The 14,970-nt window shown below is 71.7% G+C and carries 14 protein-coding genes and 2 pseudogenes; 6 read left to right on the plus strand and 10 right to left on the minus strand.

What is annotated here, in order from left to right; all coding sequences use genetic code 11:
* Positions 1 to 20: 20 nt before the first annotated feature.
* Entirely contained in the window at positions 21 to 518 is a 498-nt protein-coding gene (locus OG936_RS19375) for a hypothetical protein (protein ID WP_266747651.1), read from the minus strand.
* 84 nt (positions 519 to 602) lie between these two features.
* A pseudogene (locus OG936_RS19380) lies at positions 603 to 878 on the minus strand (response regulator transcription factor); the annotation flags it as partial.
* Between the two features lie 63 nt (positions 879 to 941).
* On the opposite strand from OG936_RS19380, the gene OG936_RS19385 reads away from it, so the two are divergent.
* Positions 942 to 2,351: a M1 family metallopeptidase gene (locus OG936_RS19385; protein ID WP_406496232.1), complete on the plus strand. Its 1,410-nt coding sequence runs from the start codon at positions 942 to 944 to the stop codon at positions 2,349 to 2,351.
* Between the two features lie 56 nt (positions 2,352 to 2,407).
* Here OG936_RS19385 and OG936_RS19390 read toward each other — a convergent pair.
* A pseudogene (locus tag OG936_RS19390) lies at positions 2,408 to 2,664 on the minus strand (M4 family metallopeptidase); the annotation flags it as partial.
* Positions 2,665 to 2,790: 126 nt separating this feature from the next.
* The gene (locus OG936_RS19395) at positions 2,791 to 3,366 is read right to left on the minus strand and encodes a TerD family protein (RefSeq protein WP_406496234.1); all 576 of its coding nucleotides are present in this window, start codon (positions 3,364 to 3,366) and stop codon (positions 2,791 to 2,793) included.
* Between the two features lie 200 nt (positions 3,367 to 3,566).
* On the opposite strand from OG936_RS19395, the gene arfB reads away from it, so the two are divergent.
* Positions 3,567 to 3,992, plus strand: coding sequence for an alternative ribosome rescue aminoacyl-tRNA hydrolase ArfB (gene arfB, locus OG936_RS19400; protein ID WP_266747654.1), 426 nt, complete (start codon positions 3,567 to 3,569; stop codon positions 3,990 to 3,992).
* 83 nt (positions 3,993 to 4,075) lie between these two features.
* Here arfB and OG936_RS19405 read toward each other — a convergent pair whose 3' ends face one another.
* A complete protein-coding gene (locus OG936_RS19405; RefSeq protein ID WP_406496236.1) occupies positions 4,076 to 4,582 on the minus strand; it encodes a flavin reductase family protein in 507 nt (168 codons plus the stop codon).
* A gap of 369 nt (positions 4,583 to 4,951) precedes the next feature.
* Here OG936_RS19405 and cdgB point away from each other — a divergent pair, with 369 nt between their 5' ends.
* Positions 4,952 to 6,595 carry a diguanylate cyclase CdgB gene (gene cdgB / locus OG936_RS19410; RefSeq protein ID WP_406496238.1) on the plus strand — a complete coding sequence of 548 codons (1,644 nt, stop codon included), beginning with the start codon at positions 4,952 to 4,954 and terminating at the stop codon, positions 6,593 to 6,595.
* A 151-nt stretch (positions 6,596 to 6,746) separates the two neighbouring features.
* The gene (locus OG936_RS19415) at positions 6,747 to 7,694 is read left to right on the plus strand and encodes a CBM35 domain-containing protein (protein ID WP_406496240.1); all 948 of its coding nucleotides are present in this window, start codon (positions 6,747 to 6,749) and stop codon (positions 7,692 to 7,694) included.
* A 69-nt stretch (positions 7,695 to 7,763) separates the two neighbouring features.
* Here the strand turns inward: OG936_RS19415 and OG936_RS19420 are convergent, their stop codons facing one another.
* The 4 genes from OG936_RS19420 to OG936_RS19435 form a co-directional block, all read right to left on the minus strand.
* Positions 7,764 to 8,615, minus strand: a complete 852-nt coding sequence (locus OG936_RS19420; protein ID WP_266747658.1) for a class II fructose-bisphosphate aldolase — start codon at positions 8,613 to 8,615, stop codon at positions 7,764 to 7,766.
* 59 nt (positions 8,616 to 8,674) lie between these two features.
* Positions 8,675 to 9,688 (minus strand): 1-phosphofructokinase family hexose kinase, encoded by a 1,014-nt coding sequence (locus OG936_RS19425; RefSeq protein WP_406496241.1) that lies wholly within the window; start codon positions 9,686 to 9,688, stop codon positions 8,675 to 8,677.
* Positions 9,689 to 9,858: 170 nt separating this feature from the next.
* Positions 9,859 to 11,013 (minus strand): N-acetylglucosamine-6-phosphate deacetylase, encoded by a 1,155-nt coding sequence (gene nagA, locus OG936_RS19430; RefSeq protein WP_406496242.1) that lies wholly within the window; start codon positions 11,011 to 11,013, stop codon positions 9,859 to 9,861.
* Positions 11,013 to 11,945, minus strand: a complete 933-nt coding sequence (locus tag OG936_RS19435; RefSeq protein WP_406496244.1) for an ROK family protein — start codon at positions 11,943 to 11,945, stop codon at positions 11,013 to 11,015. Before OG936_RS19435 ends, nagA begins: the two co-directional genes overlap by 1 nt.
* 226 nt (positions 11,946 to 12,171) lie before the next feature.
* On the opposite strand from OG936_RS19435, the gene OG936_RS19440 reads away from it, so the two are divergent.
* Together OG936_RS19440 and otsB are read left to right on the plus strand one after the other, a co-directional pair.
* A complete protein-coding gene (locus tag OG936_RS19440) occupies positions 12,172 to 12,438 on the plus strand; it encodes a DUF3263 domain-containing protein (RefSeq protein ID WP_266747662.1) in 267 nt (88 codons plus the stop codon).
* 175 nt (positions 12,439 to 12,613) lie between these two features.
* Positions 12,614 to 13,492 carry a trehalose-phosphatase gene (gene otsB / locus OG936_RS19445; RefSeq protein WP_383759229.1) on the plus strand — a complete coding sequence of 293 codons (879 nt, stop codon included), beginning with the start codon at positions 12,614 to 12,616 and terminating at the stop codon, positions 13,490 to 13,492.
* A gap of 5 nt (positions 13,493 to 13,497) precedes the next feature.
* Here the strand turns inward: otsB and OG936_RS19450 are convergent, their stop codons facing one another.
* Complete coding sequence (locus tag OG936_RS19450) at positions 13,498 to 14,913, minus strand: trehalose-6-phosphate synthase (RefSeq protein ID WP_406496245.1); 1,416 nt, start codon at positions 14,911 to 14,913, stop codon at positions 13,498 to 13,500.
* Between the last annotated feature and the right edge of the window lie 57 nt (positions 14,914 to 14,970).

The following is a 14,970-nucleotide window of genomic DNA, read 5'->3' on the forward strand; positions in this document are numbered from 1 at the left end:
CCGGCGCACGGGGCAGGGGGTCAGACCCGGGGGAAGCGGGCCTGGAGGTCCCAGATCACGGGATTGTCGGCGAGACCCTCGTGCAGGTCGGCGAGGTCGGCGATCAGATCGTGCAGGAAGTCGCGGGCCTCGCGGCGCAGCAGCGAGTGACTGAAGGTGAGCGGGGGCTCGTCGCCCGGCATCCAGTCGGCCTCGACGTCGACCCAGCCGAAGCGGCGCTCGAAGAGCATCCGGTCGGACGACTCGGTGAAGTCCAGCTCGGCGAACTGCTGCCGGTGCGAGCGGTTGCCGCGCGGGTCCTGGTCGATCTGCTCGACGATGTCGCACAGCGCCCACGCGAAGTCGAGCACCGGCACCCATCCCCAGGCTGTGGACACCTCGCGGTCCGCCTTGGTGTCCGCGAGATAGACGTCCCCGGAGAACAGATCGTGCCGCAGGGCGTGGACGTCCGCGCGGCGGTAGTCGGTCTGCGGGGGATCGGGGAAGCGTCGGGAGAGGGAGTAGCCGATGTCGAGCACAGTTCGATGGTGCCATGCCCGGGGACGCGTCAACGCCGCGGCGGCCGGCCGCCCGGCCGGGTGAGGGGCGGGCCGCTCGCGCGTTCACGGTGCGGACGGCCGACGACCTCTTCGTCCCGGAAGGGTGATCTGCGGCAGCAGCCGCTGCTCCTTCGCCACGGCGACGGCGCCCGCGCGGGTGTCGACGCCGAGTTTGCCGTAGCTGCGGCCCAGGTGAATCTCGACCGTGGCCTCGCTGATGAACAGGGCGCGGGCGATGTCCCGGTCGCCCAGGCCCTGGGAGAGCTGGGCGAGGATGTCGCGTTCGCGGTCGGTCAGGGTGGGCCGGGGCGTGCGCATCCGGGCCATGACGCGGCCGGCCCGGGACTCCGGTTCCGGGTGATTGACAGGTTTCGCCCCTGGAGTCGGCCTAGGATCACAGGCGTGAACCAGCGAACACCAGTACGCCACACGGCCCGCGCCGCCGCCCTCGTCCTGCTGGCTCTGACGACCTCCTCCGGTTGCACCGGAGGTGTCGAGGGCACCCCCGGCGCCGGCGGTCTGCGCGACCCGTACTTCCCGAAGCTCGGCAACGGCGGCTACGACGTCACGCACTACGACCTCGTCCTCGACGTCGACCCGGCCGCCCACCACCTGAGCGGCACCGCCACGATCACCGCGCGCGCCACCCAGGACCTCAGCGCCTTCAACCTCGACCTCGCCGGGCTCACCGTCCGGTCCGCGACCGTCGAGGGCCGCGCCGCCACCGTCAACCGGGCGGGCCACGAGCTGACGCTGCGCCCCGACGCCGAGGTCGGGGACCGGCTCCGCAAGGGCAGGACGTTCCGTACGGTCGTTCGCTACTCCGGCACTCCGCAGACCCTCACCGACCCCGACACGTCGAAGGAGGGCTGGCTGAGGACGGCGGACGGATCGGTCGCGCTCGGCGAGCCGACGGGTTCCATGGCCTGGTTCCCCGGCAACAACCACCCGAGCGACAAGGCGTCGTACGACATCACCGTCACCGTCCCGAAGGGGCTGACGGCCGTGTCCAACGGCGAGCTGACCTCGCGCAGGACCGCGGGCGGCACCGCCACGTACCACTGGCACGTCGCCGAACCGATGGCGAGCTACCTCGCGACGGTCGTCATAGGCCGTTTCGGCACGAAGACGTCGACCACCCCGGACGGCATCAAGGTGTTCAGCGCCGCCGACGTGTCGGTGGCGGCGCGGAGCGCGCCGATTCTCGCCCGGGTCCCCGAGATCGTGGAGTGGGGGGCGGAACGTTTCGGCCCGTACCCCTTCTCCGCGACGGGGGTGATCGTCGGGCGTCCCGGGGACTCCGGATACGCCCTGGAGACCCAGAACCGGCCGTTCTTCCCCGGCACGCCGGACGCCGGGCTCCTCGTCCACGAGATGTCCCACCAGTGGTTCGGGAACTCCGTCACGCCCGAGAGCTGGCGGGACATGTGGCTCAACGAGGGCTTCGCGACCTACGCGGAGTGGCTGTGGGAGGACGACAAGGAGGGCAGGCCGGTCCAGGACCGGTTCGACGAGGCCTTCGAGGACGACGACAACTGGGCCTTTCCGCCCGCCGATCCGCCGACGGCCAATTACATCTCGGAGGCGCCGGTGTACGGGGGCGGGGCGATGGTCATCCACAAGATCCGGCAGGCTGTGGACGACGACGAGGTTTTCTTCGCGCTCGTCAAGGGCTGGACGAAGGCCCGCCGGCACGGCAACGCGTCGACCGCCGACTTCACCGCGTACGTGGAGAAGACGACCGGGCAGGATCTGACGGCGCTGTGGAACACCTGGCTGTACGGGAAGAGCCGGCCCGCCTCGAGGGGCTGACCGGCTCCCGCGCACAAGAAGTACGGCAGTGGCGCTACTTCACCTGGACGCCGCCACTTCACGTCGACGCCGCTCCAGGCGGCGTCGACGGCCGCGGGCTCGGCGCTGTCGGCCCCGTACAGATCGGTCGCCGCCTTCTCGGTCGCCGTGCGGGCGGCCGCGTGGTCGGTGGTCGACGTCATGTACTCGGAGAGGGCCTTGTACCAGATCTGGACGGCCTTGTCCCGGCCGATGCCAGTGACCGTGGAGCCGTCGACGGTCGGGAGCCGTAGTCGACGCCGTTGACCGTCTTCTGGCCGCTGTCCTCGGACAGGTTCGTGTTCGCTGTGCGACGGCGGGAAGTGACGCCTTGTCGGCGTCGGTGCACGCGAAACCCCCGGCCGTGACGGCCGGGGGTTTCGCGGGACGAGCTCTCGCGTCAGAGGGCCGACGCCGTGGGTCAGAGGTTGACGCCGAAGTCCTGGGCGATGCCGCGCAGACCCGAGGCGTAACCCTGTCCGACGGCGCGGAACTTCCACTCCGCGCCGTTGCGGTAGAGCTCGCCGAAGACCATGGCGGTCTCGGTGGCGGCGTCCTCGCTCAGGTCGTAGCGGGCGATCTCGGTGCCGCCGGCCTGGTTGATGATGCGGATGAACGCGTTGCGCACCTGGCCGAAGTTCTGGCTGCGGGTCTCGGCGTCGTAGATCGAGACCGGGAAGACGATCTTGTCGACGTCGGCCGGCAGGCCCGCCAGGTTGACGTTGATCTGCTCGTCGTCGCCCTCGCCCTGGCCCGTGACGTTGTCACCGGTGTGGACGATGGTCTGATCCGGCGTCGACTTGTTGTTGAAGAAGACGAAGTGACCGTCGGAGACGACCTTGCCGGCCGGGTCGACCGCGATCGCCGAGGCGTCGAGGTCGAAGTCGGTACCGGTGGTGGTGCGGACGTCCCAGCCGAGGCCGACCGTGACGGCGGTCAGGCCCGGGGCCTCCTTGGTGAGCGAGACGTTGCCGCCCTTGGACAGGCTTACAGCCATGGGAAGTCCCTTTCATCGTCGAGTGCGGGCTTCGTGCCACCACGAAGCTACCGTCACAGGTCATAACGCGGGCAGGGGACCGCGAGGTTCCTGCTCCCTTTACTTTCTTTACCGAAATCTCCCGGTGTCAGGCACCCGTGCGGCACCCGTGTGGCAAAAGAAGGTGACGAACGCCCGGTGGGCCGGGGAACATGGGGGTCATGTCCGGGCCCTATGTCATCCGCGGTTCGGTCTCCCTGCCGGAGGCCGAACTCATGTGGCGTTTCTCGCGGTCCTCCGGGCCCGGCGGGCAGCACGTCAACACCAGCGACTCCCAGGTGGAGCTCCGCTTCGACGTCGCGGCGACCGAAGCGCTCCCCCCGGTGTGGAAGGAGCGGGCGCTCCAGCGCCTGGAGGGCAGGCTCGTGGACGGCGTGATCGCGGTACGGGCGTCCGAGCACCGCTCCCAGTGGCGCAACCGCGAGACGGCTCTCGTGCGGCTCGCCTCCCTGCTGGCCGAGGCCACGGCGCCGCCCCCCAGGCCGCGCCGCAAGACCAGGATTCCGCGCGGCATCAACGAACGCCGCCTGCGCGAGAAGAAGCAACGAGGCGAGACGAAGCGAGGCCGCTCCGGCCGCGACTGGTAACAGCGCCCGGAGGCCCGACCCCCCTCACCCCGGCCGCGCGCTGCCGACGCCCCGTCACCCCGGCCTGCGGCACCGACGCCCCGTCACCCCAGCTGCCGGTACCGCCCCCGGAAGTACGTCAGCGGTGAGCCGTCCCCGCTCGGCAGGGACGCGCTCAGGACCCGGCCGATCACCAGGGTGTGGTCGCCCGCCAGGACCCGCTGCTCGGTACGGCACTCCAGCGTGGCCAGCGCGCCGCCGACCAGTGGTGCGCGGGTGACCTCTCCCCTCTTGTAGGGGATGTCCTCGAACAGCAGCCGGTCGCTGATCCGGCCCTTCATCGCGAACCGTCCGGCGATGTGCCGCTGGCTCTCGGCGAGCACGGAGACCGCCCACAGCGGCTGTTCGGACAGCAGGTCGTCCATCCGTGAGTCGTTGCGCAGGCTGACCAGGACCAGCGGCGGGTCCAGCGACACGGACATGAAGGCGGTCGCCGTCATCCCGACGTCCTCGCCCCGGCCGTCCTCGTCGAGCGGCGGCTCCTCGGCGGTGATCAGCACGACACCGGCGGCCAGCCGGGCGAGGGCGGCCCGGAACTCATCGTTGCTCACCCCCTCAGCATGGGGGATGGGCTCGGAACGCGGGGCGGGAGGCTTCGTCTGCAACACATCCGGCACGCTAGCCGCGGACGGCGCGCCTCCGCATCGGGCCAGGGGACCAGCCTGGTCCTAGGACCCGCGGTCCGGAGCCCCGGGGGCCGGCACTGCAACGCCGGGATTTGCGTTCAGGAAAAGGGCGGACCGGGGGCACGCGCCACCCGAGCCCCTTTACCATCTGTTGTGACTTGAGTCACAGGGTGCAATATTTGCTGACCCTGTGTACCGACGGCACAGCTCACTGTGATTCAGTGGCCGTGACACTGCGGTAAGTGCGTCGATATGAAACCTGGAGTGCTGTCGAGGTCTCGGGGAGTGCGAGCAATGGAGGCCGAGTCGGAGCCGTACGTCCGTCTTGCGACGATGCGGCAGCTGCACCAGGCCGTGGCCGATCTCAACACGGCGCGGAGCCTGGCCGACACACTGCAGACCGTGGCCGACGGAATCGTCGCCGGTCTCGGCTACGGGCTTGCCTGCGTGAACCTGGTCCGACCCGACGGTGATCTCGTCGTCGCCGCTTTCGCCGGCAGCAGTGCCGCGGAAGCCCTGATCACCGGCCGCGTCGGCTCGCGCGGCTCCTGGGAGCGCAGGCTGTCGATGGGCGAGGCCTGGGACGAGCTCCGTTTCATACCCCACACCGACGGCTGGGTCCTCCTCGACGACGACGTACCGCAGTGGCACACCGAGGGCCCCGAGCCCCGTTTCGAGGACGAGTGGCACCCCGAGGACCGGCTCTACGCCCCGATGTACGCGTCCGGCGGCGGCCCCGATCTGCTGGGCGTCATATCCGTCGACCGCCCGCGCAACGGCCGCCGCCCCGGCGCCTGGGGCCGTGAGGCCCTCCAGATGTACGCGTCACAGGCGGCCATTGCGATCAGTAACGCCCGGCTGAGAGCAAACATGCAGCGCGCCCTGGTCCGTCTGGAGCGTGAGCAGCAGGCGCTGCGGGCCAGCGAGGAATCCTTCCGCCAGGCCTTCGAGTACGCGCCCAGCGGCATGGCCATCGCGGAGATGGGCGGCGACCAGCACGGCCGGCTGCTGCGCACCAACGACGCCCTGTGCCGGCTGCTCGGCCGCCCCGCGTCCGTCCTGCGCCGCTACTCCTTCGCCGACCTCGTCCACCCCGAGGACGTCGGCACCCTGTTGCGCACCTCCGCCGAGGGCGGCCGCGCCGAGCTGCGGCTGGGGCGCCGGGACGGCACCTATCTCTGGGTCTCGCTGCGCAATTCCGTCGTCGCCGACACCACGGACGGCCCCCGCTTCCTGCTCACCCACGTCGAGGACATCGAGGAGCGCAAGCGCCACGAGCTGCATCTCGCGCACCGCGCCTCGCACGACGCGCTCACCGGCCTGCCCAACAGCGCCGAGCTCCGCTCCCGGCTCGGCGCCCGGCTTTGCGAGCGTCCGCACTCCGTGGCCACCACGGCGGTCGAGGCGCTGGACGCGGCGTACGGCGATGTCGACGATCCGGACACGCGGACGCACGGCTACGACGTGGACTCGGCGCCCGGCGGCCCGTACGACCACCATGTGCACGCTGTCGCACCCGACACCGGGGACGACGACGGTGCGAAGGGCCTCGCGGTCCTCTTCTGCGACCTCGACGGCTTCAAGTCCATCAATGACCGTTTCGGCCACCACACCGGTGACGCCGTACTGATCGAGGTCGCCCGCCGCCTCACCATCTGTGTCCGCGACGGTGACACCGTCGCCCGGCTCGGGGGTGACGAATTCGTCGTCCTCGCCGACGGGCTCGGTGCCGCGGACGCCGCGGACCTGGCCGTACGCCTGCGTAACGCCATCATTCCGCCCATTCGGGTCGACGGCCGGGCGGTGCGCGTCGGGGCGAGTTTCGGCATCGGCTGGGCCGCCTGCGGGATGACGGCCGAAGAAGTGCTGCGCTCCGCCGACCAGCGGATGTACGTGGAGAAGCGGTCGCGGTCGAAGGTTCACCGCAGGGCCGGCTGACGTTCACGGCGGTGCTGGTCCACCACCCGGGGGCGGTTCCGGGACGGGCGTGGGCAATTCTTGGTGTGGTCCGTTCGGGGTAGGCTCGGCCGGTCGGCCACGGCTGGCGATATTCGGCGACGGCTGGCGACATGGTGAGGAGTGACCAGGGATGACGGCCGGGAACAATGGCGCAAACAAGCCCGAGGACGACGATCCGTTCGGCTATCTGTACGAGGACGGACAGGCAGCGGGCGCCCAGCCGCCGCGGCAGGGCGGCTACGGCTACCCGGGCCCGGCGGCACCGCAGCCCGGGGTGCCCCGGACTTCGTACAACCAGGTGCGGACTGTCGGCGAGCGCCAGTACGGGCAGCAGGTGCCGCACCAGCAGCCGTACGGCCAGCCGAACGCGCAGTACGCCGCCCCGGAGACGTACCCCGGCGCCCCCACCGCGCAGGTCCCGCAGCAGGGCGGCCGCCCCGGCGGCCCCGGCAAGGGCGGCCCGAACACCAAGGGCCTGCTGATCGGCGCCGTCGCGGTGGTCCTGGTCGTACTCATCGGCATCGGCGCGGCGCTGATCACGGGCGACGGCGACAAGGACAAGAAGAACGACGAGGCCACCTCCTCAGCCGGACCCGGCGACCAGGTCGAGGAGTCCCCGAAGCCGCAGGAGTCCCCGAGCTCCGAGGCTCCGGTCGAGCTCCCCAAGCAGGACGCGGCGACGCTGAAGCTCGGCGGCACGGCCCAGCTGGACAACACCACCAAGGGTGCGAAGAGCGCCAACGGCCAGTACATCAACCTCAACGAGGCCGGCAGGTCGGCGACCTGGTCGGTCGAGGTGCCGGAGGCCGGTGAGTACACGCTGTTCGTGACGTACGGCGTACCGGGCAAGGACGCGAAGACGTCGCTCACGGTCAACGCCGAGGCTCCCCGCTCGATCAACATGACGAACTTCGCGCACGCCCCGGAGGGTGACCTGGAGAAGGGCTGGACGACCACGTTCGCCTACGTCAACCTCACCAAGGGTCCGAACACCCTGATGATCTCCTGCAACGAGGGCGACCAGTGTGATGCCAACCTCGACCAGCTGTCGCTGAAGGCCGGGCACGTCCAGCGCTGACCCGTATGTAAGCGGTCCGGCCCCCACGCCTTCGGGCGTGGGGGCCGGACCGCCTTTGCGTGCGGGCTGTCAGCCCATCAGGCTCAAGAACCCGGCCACCGTCGCGGCCATCGCCCCGCGGCCCGGGGCAATGTACTTGCGCGGGTCCACGCCCGTGGTGTTCTCGGCCAGGTACGCCCGTACCGCGCCGGTGAACGCGGTGTTCAGCGCCGTACCCACGTTGATCTTCACCATGCCGGAGGAGGCGACGGCCTGGCGGATCTCCTCGTCCGGGACGCCGCTGGAGCCGTGCAGCACCAGCGGGACGGGGACCGCGTCGCGCAGCCGGCCGATCAGGGCGTGGTCCAGGGCGGCGGTGCGCTCGGTCATGGCGTGCGAGGAGCCGACGGCGACGGCCAGCGCGTCCACGCCGGTGTCGCGGACGTACGCGGCGGCCTCGGCCGGGTCGGTGCGGACGCCGGGGGCGTGGGCGTCGAGCGGGGCCTCGCCCTCCTTGCCGCCGACCTTGCCGAGCTCGGCCTCGATCCAGATGCCGCGCTCGTGCCCCCAGGCCACCGCCTCGGCCGTGGCCCGCACGTTCTCCTCGTAACCGAGCCTGGAGGCGTCGAACATCACCGAGCCGAAGCCCTCCGTATGCGCCTGGTGCAGCAGCTCCACGGATTCGACGTGGTCGAGGTGGAGCGCCAGGGGGGCGTCGGAGGCGCGGGCGACGGCGGCGGCCGCGGCGGCGATCGCGGAGAGCCGGCCGCCGTGGAACTTCACGGCGTTCTCGGAGATCTGCAGGATGGCGGGTGCTCCGGCGCGCTCGGCGCCGGCCGCGATGGCCTCCGCGTGCTCCAGCGTGATGACGTTGAAGGCGGCGATCCCGCGTCCCTGGGCCTGTGCGGCACGGACGAGTTCACCGGTGCTGACGAGCGGCATGCTGACCTCTGTTGCTTCTGCTGAACGGACCGGTCGGGCGGTCCGGTACGGGGGGCGGTTCAGACCGCCGCGGTGTGTTCCTCGACGTCGACGCCCGGCAGGAGCTCCTCGTACGCCGCGCGGTCGAAGTCACCGGCCGTCGGGGAGAGCACGGTCGCCGTCGACAGTGCCACCGCCCGCCGCAGCCGGTCCGGCCAGCTCAGCCCCTCGACGAGGCCGGACAGCAGCCCGGCCACCGCGGAGTCGCCTGCCCCGGTCGGATTGCCCAGGACCCTGGCGGGCGGCGAGGCCCGCCAGACACCGTCGGGGGTGACCGCCAGCATGCCGTCCGGGCCCAGCGACGCGATGACGCCGTGCGCGCCGCGGCGGCGGGCGTCGTGGGTGGCGCGCAGCGGTTCGCGGGAGCCGGTGAGCTGGGCGAGCTCCTCGGCGTTGGGCTTGATCAGGTCGGGGCGGGCGGCGATGCCGCGGCGCAGCGGTTCGCCGCTGGTGTCCAGGAGTACGGGGATGCCTGCCGCGCGGGCCGGCCGGATCAGTTCGGCGTAGGCACCGACGTGGATGCCGGGTGGCAGGCTGCCGCAGAGGGCGACGGCGTCGGCCCCGGTGAGGAGCTCCTCGTACCGGTCGAGGAGGGCGGCCCATTCGTCGGCGGTGACGAGCGGGCCGGGTTCGTTGAGCTGGGTGGTGTCGCCGGTGGCCCGGTCGACTACGGCGATCGTGCGACGGGTGTTTCCGGCGACGGTGACGAGGGCGTCGGTGATCGGCGCGGGGGCGGGTGTGGACAGGGGCGTGGTGGTGGCGGGTGTGACGGCGGCGGCCCTGGTGTCCGTTCCCGTCGTGTCCCGCGGCGCAAGTTGCGCCAGCAGTTCGCGCAGTACGGCTCCGGTGGAGCCTCCGGCGAAGCCGGTGACCACGGTCGCCTGCCCGAGGGCGGAGAGCACCCGGGCCACGTTGAGGCCCTTGCCGCCGGGGCGTTCGGCCATGTCACCGACGCGGTGGCTGGCGTGCGGAACGAGCTCCGGGACGCCGTACGTCAGGTCGAGTGCCGTATTCAGTGTGACCGTGAGGATCACCGCGGCCGCTCCCTCGATCCCTGCTCCGAAGCGCGAATCCGTGGATGGAATGCGCTTTCTCTGGCTGTTTCCCAGGCGATCATGCCAAAGAGGTGGCGGTCGGCCCAGACCTCCGGACCAACCGCCGTCTCTTCGTTACGCATTCGACTCACTGTCAGTAACGAGCCAAATCAACCAATGTGGGGCTGAATGATCCATTTGCCCTTGCGCATGACGCCCTTGAGCGTGAAGTCCGCGTCCAGGACCACCAGGTCCGCGTCCTTGCCCTGCTCCAGCGAGCCGACCCTGTCGTAGACACCGAGCAGCCGGGCCGGGTTGGCGGAGATGGACTGCACGACGTCCCCGACCGGAATCCTGTCGATCGTCACGGCCCGGTGGAACGCGGTGTCCAGGGTGAGCGTGGAGCCCGCGATCGAGTTGCCCTCCACCAGCCGTGCGACGCCGTCCTTGACCTCGACGGCGAGCGGGCCGAGCTGGTAGCGGCCGTCACCGAAGCCCGCCGCGTCCATGGCGTCGGTGATCAGCGCGACGCGGTGGGCGCCCGCGTGGTGGTAGGCCAGCTCCAGAGCGGCGGGGTGCAGATGCGTACCGTCGTTGATCAGCTCGACGGTGATCCGCTCGTCCTCCAGCAGCGCCGCGATCGGGCCGGGTGCGCGGTGGGCGAGCGGCGGCATCGCGTTGTAGAGGTGCGTGGCGACGGTGGCGCCCGCGTCGATCGCCTCGACGGTCTGCTCGTACGTGGCGTCGGTGTGCCCGATCGCGGCGATGACCCCGTGCTCGGCGAGCAGCCGCACCGACTCGATGCCGCCCGGGAGTTCGGTGGCGAGCGTGAACATCTTCGCGGTGCCGCGCGCCGCGTCCATCAGCTTGCGGACCTCGGCCGGGTCCGGGTGGCGCAGCAGACCCTCGCTGTGCGCGCCCTTGCGGCACGGCGAGATGAACGGCCCCTCGAAGTGGATGCCGGCCAGGTCGCCCTGCTCGACCAGTTCGGACAGGAGGCCGGCCCGCTGGGCGAGGAAGTCCATCTCGCCGGTGACGGTGGAGGCGACCAGCGTGGTCGTGCCGTGCTCGCGGTGGGTACGGATGCCGGTGAGGACCTCGTCCACGGTGCCGGAGGTGAAGGACGCGCCGCCGCCGCCGTGGTTGTGCATGTCGACGAAGCCGGGGACCACCCAGTGGCCGCTCAGGTCGATGGACCTGGCGCCCTCCGGCGTCGAGCCGGCGATCCGGGTGCCTTCGACGATCACCCGGCCGTCCTCGACGGTCCCGGTGGGAAGCACCACCCGGGCACCTGCGAGAACGGTGCTGTCTGCGCGTCCGGCCATCAGGCGGATACCTCCGTGGAGAGAAGATCCCAGGCGAGCAGCCCCGCGCCCAGGCATCCGGCGGTGTCCCCGAGGGCCGCCGGGACGATGTGGGGCAGCTTCTGGAACGTGACGCGTTCCTCGACGGCCGCACGGAGTGGTGTGAACAAGGTTTCCCCGGCCTCGGCGAGTCCGCCACCGATGATGAGCGTGCGGGGGTCGAGCAGGGTCAGCGCCATGACCAGGCCGGCGGCGAGCGCGTCCACGGCGTTCCGCCAGACCTGCACTGCTGCCGGGTCGCCCGACTCGACGGCCTTCGCGCAGTCCGCGGCGTCCGCGGTCGGATCGCCGGACGCGGTGGCCCAGGCGCGGGTCACGGCGGCGGCCGATGCCAGGGTCTCCAGGCAGCCGCGCTGGCCGCAGTCGCAGTCCGGGCCGTCCGGCCGGACCACGATGTGCCCGATCTCGCCCGCGTACCCGTGCGCGCCGGGCTCGATGGTGCCCGCGATGCCGATGGCCCCGGCGATCCCGGTGCCCAGCGGTACGAAGAGGAACCGGTCGGCGCCCTTGCCCGCGCCGATCCGGCCCTCGGCGAGCCCTCCGGTGCGCACATCGTGGCCGAGCGCGACGGGGACGCCGCCGAGCCGCTCGCCGAGCAGGACCCGCATGGGTACGTCGCGCCAGCCCAGGTTCGTGGCATAGACCGCGATCCCGTTCTCGGCGTCGACGATGCCGGGCACGGCGACACCGGCCGCGACGGCACTCTCGCCGAAGTGCTCCTCGCCGTACGCCCGCAGGTCCGCGGCGAAGGCGAGGATCGACTCCACGACGGCGTCGGGACCGCGCTCTCTGCCGGTCGCCCGCCGCGTCTCGTACAGCAGGGTGCCGTCGGCCCCGACCAGTGCGGCCTTCATTCCGGTGCCGCCCACATCGAGGGCGATGACGTGTTTCACGGGAAACAGTTTCGCCCGAGGAGCCCAAAAGGTCTAGTCCACTAGTGAGGTTTGTTGCGCATCCATACAAAATCCGGACCAACGGACTGCCAAGGGGCTGCCAACCTGCTGCCGACGGACCGGCAGCGGGCTGTCGAGGCGGTTGGCGCGGAAGCCGGGCAGCGCAGGACGCGGAGTAACGGGCGAACCGGTGGCGGCCCTGCGGCCGGGCGATATGTTGGCTGATATGACCACCCCCCCGAATGGCCCCGACGCAACGGACAGCCCCGGCGGCCTCTCCGACCGGGACCGTGCCGTGCTCGCCGTCGAGCGGCAGTCGTGGGCCGGACCCGGGGCGAAGGACCGCGCGATCCGCGAACAGCTCGGCATCTCGCCCACGCGCTACTACCAGTTGCTGAACGCCCTCCTCGACGACCGCCGCGCTCTGGAGGCCGACCCGGTGACGGTGAACCGCCTGCGCCGGGTCCGGGAGGCGAGGCGGGGCCGGCGCTGACCGGGGCCGACGCTGATTCCGGCGCGGCGCCGACCGTGGCTCCGCCCCCGGCGCCCCACCCCCTTTGGCCGGCGCCGACCGTGGCTCCGCCCCCGAAAAACGCCCGCCGCGGGCGTCCCGCCCCGGCCTCCCGCTATGCACCCCCAACCCCCGCGCCCCGCTATAGGCTCGCCCCATGGGCAGCAACCCGCACGCACCCACGCCGAGCGAAATCCCGTCCGAGCTCCCCGCCCCCACCACCCCACCCGGCCGAGAAGCCCTCGCCGCGATCCTCGCGCGCCCCGACCGCGCCGTCATCGCGCTCGACTTCGACGGGACCCTCGCCGACATCGTCCCGGACCCGGAGCAGGCCCGCGCCCACCCCGGCGCCGTCGACGCGCTCGTCGCACTCGCCCCGAAAGTGGCATCCATCGCCGTGATCACCGGCCGCCCGGCCGGCGTCGCGGTCCGGCACGGCGGCTTCGCCGGAGTGCGGGGACTGGACCACCTCGTCGTCCTCGGCCACTACGGCACCGAACGCTGGGACGCCGTGTCCGGCACCGTCCGTACCCCCGCCCCGCACCCCGGCGTCGCCGCGGTCCGGGCCGAACTCCCGGGCGTGCTCGACCGGTTCGGCGCGTGGCACGGCACCTGGATCGAGGAGAAGGGCCAGGCGCTCGCCGTCCACACGCGCCGCGCCGCCGACCCGCAGGCCGCGTTCGACGCCCTGCGCGAACCCCTCGGCGAGCTCGCCGTCCGGCACGGGCTGATCGTCGAACCGGGCCGCCTGGTCCTGGAGTTGCGCCCGCCGGGCATGGACAAGGGCGTGGCGCTCGCACAGTACGTACGGGAGACCGACGCCGAGTCCGTCCTGTACGCGGGCGACGACCTGGGCGACCTCGCCGCGTACGCGGCCGTGGAGAAGCTCCGCACCGAGGGCCCCGACGGCATCCCGGGCCTGCTGGTCTGCAGCGGCAGCGCCGAAGTGCCCGAGCTGGCCGAACGCGCGGATCTACTGCTGAACGGCCCCGGAGCCGTCGTCGGCTTCCTGGCCGCCCTGGCCGAACGGATCTGACCGGCTCACTCCCGCCGCAGCGCGTCCAGCTGATCGAGGAACCACTGCTGCGGCGGGAGCGCCACCGCCGCCGCGGCCAGCCGTTCCGTGCGCGCCGCCCGTTCGTCGTCCGCCATCGTGAGCGCCTCGTGCAGCGCCGCGGCCGTCGCGGACACGTCGTACGGGTTCACCACGAGCGCGTCGCTGCCCAGCTCCTCGTACGCCCCCGCCTCCCGCGACAGCACCAGCGCGCACCCGTGGTCGGAGACCACCGGGACCTCCTTGGCGACCAGGTTCATGCCGTCGCGGATCGGGTTGACGAGCGCCACGTCGGCCAGCCGGTACGCGGCGAGCGAGCGGGCGAAGTCGTCCTTGACGTGGAGCACGACCGGCGTCCAGCCCGCCGTGCCGTACGCGGCGTTGATGTCGTCGGCGACCTGCCGTACCTCGTCCGTGTAGTCGCGGTACACGGCCAGGTCCTGCCGCGAGGGGTATGCGAAGGCGACGTGGACGACCCGCTCGCGCCATTCGGGCCGCTCTTCGAGCAGCTCGCGGTAGGCGAACAGCCCGCGCACGATGTTCTTGGACAGTTCCGTTCGGTCCACTCGTACGATCGTCCGCCGGCCGGGGCCGATCTGCTCCCGCAGCGCCGCCATCCGCTCGTCCACGTCCGCCTCGTGCGCGCGCCGGCGCAGGAAGCCGGCGTCCGCGCCGAGCCCGTGCACCCCGATCCTGGTCCGCCCGGTGCCGCCCAGGAGTTCCGTGCAGCAGCCGATGAAGGCGTCCGCCCAGCGCCGGGTCAGGAAGGCCGCCCGGTCGGCGCCCAGGATGCCGTGCAGCAGCTGCTCGGCGATGTCGTCGGGGAGCAGGCGGAAGTAGTCGACGGGCGCCCACGGGGTGTGCGAGAAATGGCCGATCCGCAGGTCGGGGCGGAGACCGCGGAGCATGCCGGGCACCAGCGCCAGGTGGTAGTCCTGCACCAGCACCGCCGCCCCGGGGTCCGCCTCCTCGGCGAGCGCCTCGGCGAAGGCCCGGTTGTACGTCTCGAACGAAGCCCACCGCCGCCGGAACTCCGCGTCGAAGACGGGCTCCAGCGGGGTCTGGTACAGCATGTGGTGGACGAACCAGAGCACCGAATTCGCGATGCCGTTGTACGCGTCCGCGTGGACGTCCGCGTCGATGTCGAGCATCCGTACGCCGGGCTCACCGACTCCGCGGCGGACCGCCTCCCGGTCCCCGTCACCGAGCGCGGCGCACACCCACAGCTTGTCCTCGACGGCGCTCAGCCCGGAGACGAGTCCGCCGCCGCCCCGCTTCGCGTCGAGTGATCCGTCCGCCTCCAGGGTGTACGACACCGGCCCGCGGTTGGACGCGACGAGAACCCGGGCAGTGGACTGGACTGCGGAATGGGCGGTGGACTGGGCTTCGTGCTCGGAGACCATGTTGCGGAATCTAGCCGGATCACGAACCGTCCAAACGTGCACACGTGCGAAGTCGGG

This window comes from Streptomyces sp. NBC_00846 (assembly GCF_045207325.1).
Classification (GTDB): Bacteria; Actinomycetota; Actinomycetes; order Streptomycetales; family Streptomycetaceae; genus Streptomyces.

Coding starts and splice junctions, on each gene's coding strand:
- OG936_RS19395 (WP_406496234.1), bottom strand. CDS start 3,366: ATGGCTGTAAGCCTGTCCAAGGGCGGCAACGTCTCGCTCACCAAGGAG.
- arfB (WP_266747654.1), top strand. CDS start 3,567: ATGTCCGGGCCCTATGTCATCCGCGGTTCGGTCTCCCTGCCGGAGGCC.
- cdgB (WP_406496238.1), top strand. CDS start 4,952: ATGGAGGCCGAGTCGGAGCCGTACGTCCGTCTTGCGACGATGCGGCAG.
- OG936_RS19415 (WP_406496240.1), top strand. CDS start 6,747: ATGACGGCCGGGAACAATGGCGCAAACAAGCCCGAGGACGACGATCCG.
- OG936_RS19420 (WP_266747658.1), bottom strand. CDS start 8,615: ATGCCGCTCGTCAGCACCGGTGAACTCGTCCGTGCCGCACAGGCCCAG.
- nagA (WP_406496242.1), bottom strand. CDS start 11,013: ATGGCCGGACGCGCAGACAGCACCGTTCTCGCAGGTGCCCGGGTGGTG.
- OG936_RS19440 (WP_266747662.1), top strand. CDS start 12,172: ATGACCACCCCCCCGAATGGCCCCGACGCAACGGACAGCCCCGGCGGC.
- otsB (WP_383759229.1), top strand. CDS start 12,614: ATGGGCAGCAACCCGCACGCACCCACGCCGAGCGAAATCCCGTCCGAG.
- OG936_RS19450 (WP_406496245.1), bottom strand. CDS start 14,913: ATGGTCTCCGAGCACGAAGCCCAGTCCACCGCCCATTCCGCAGTCCAG.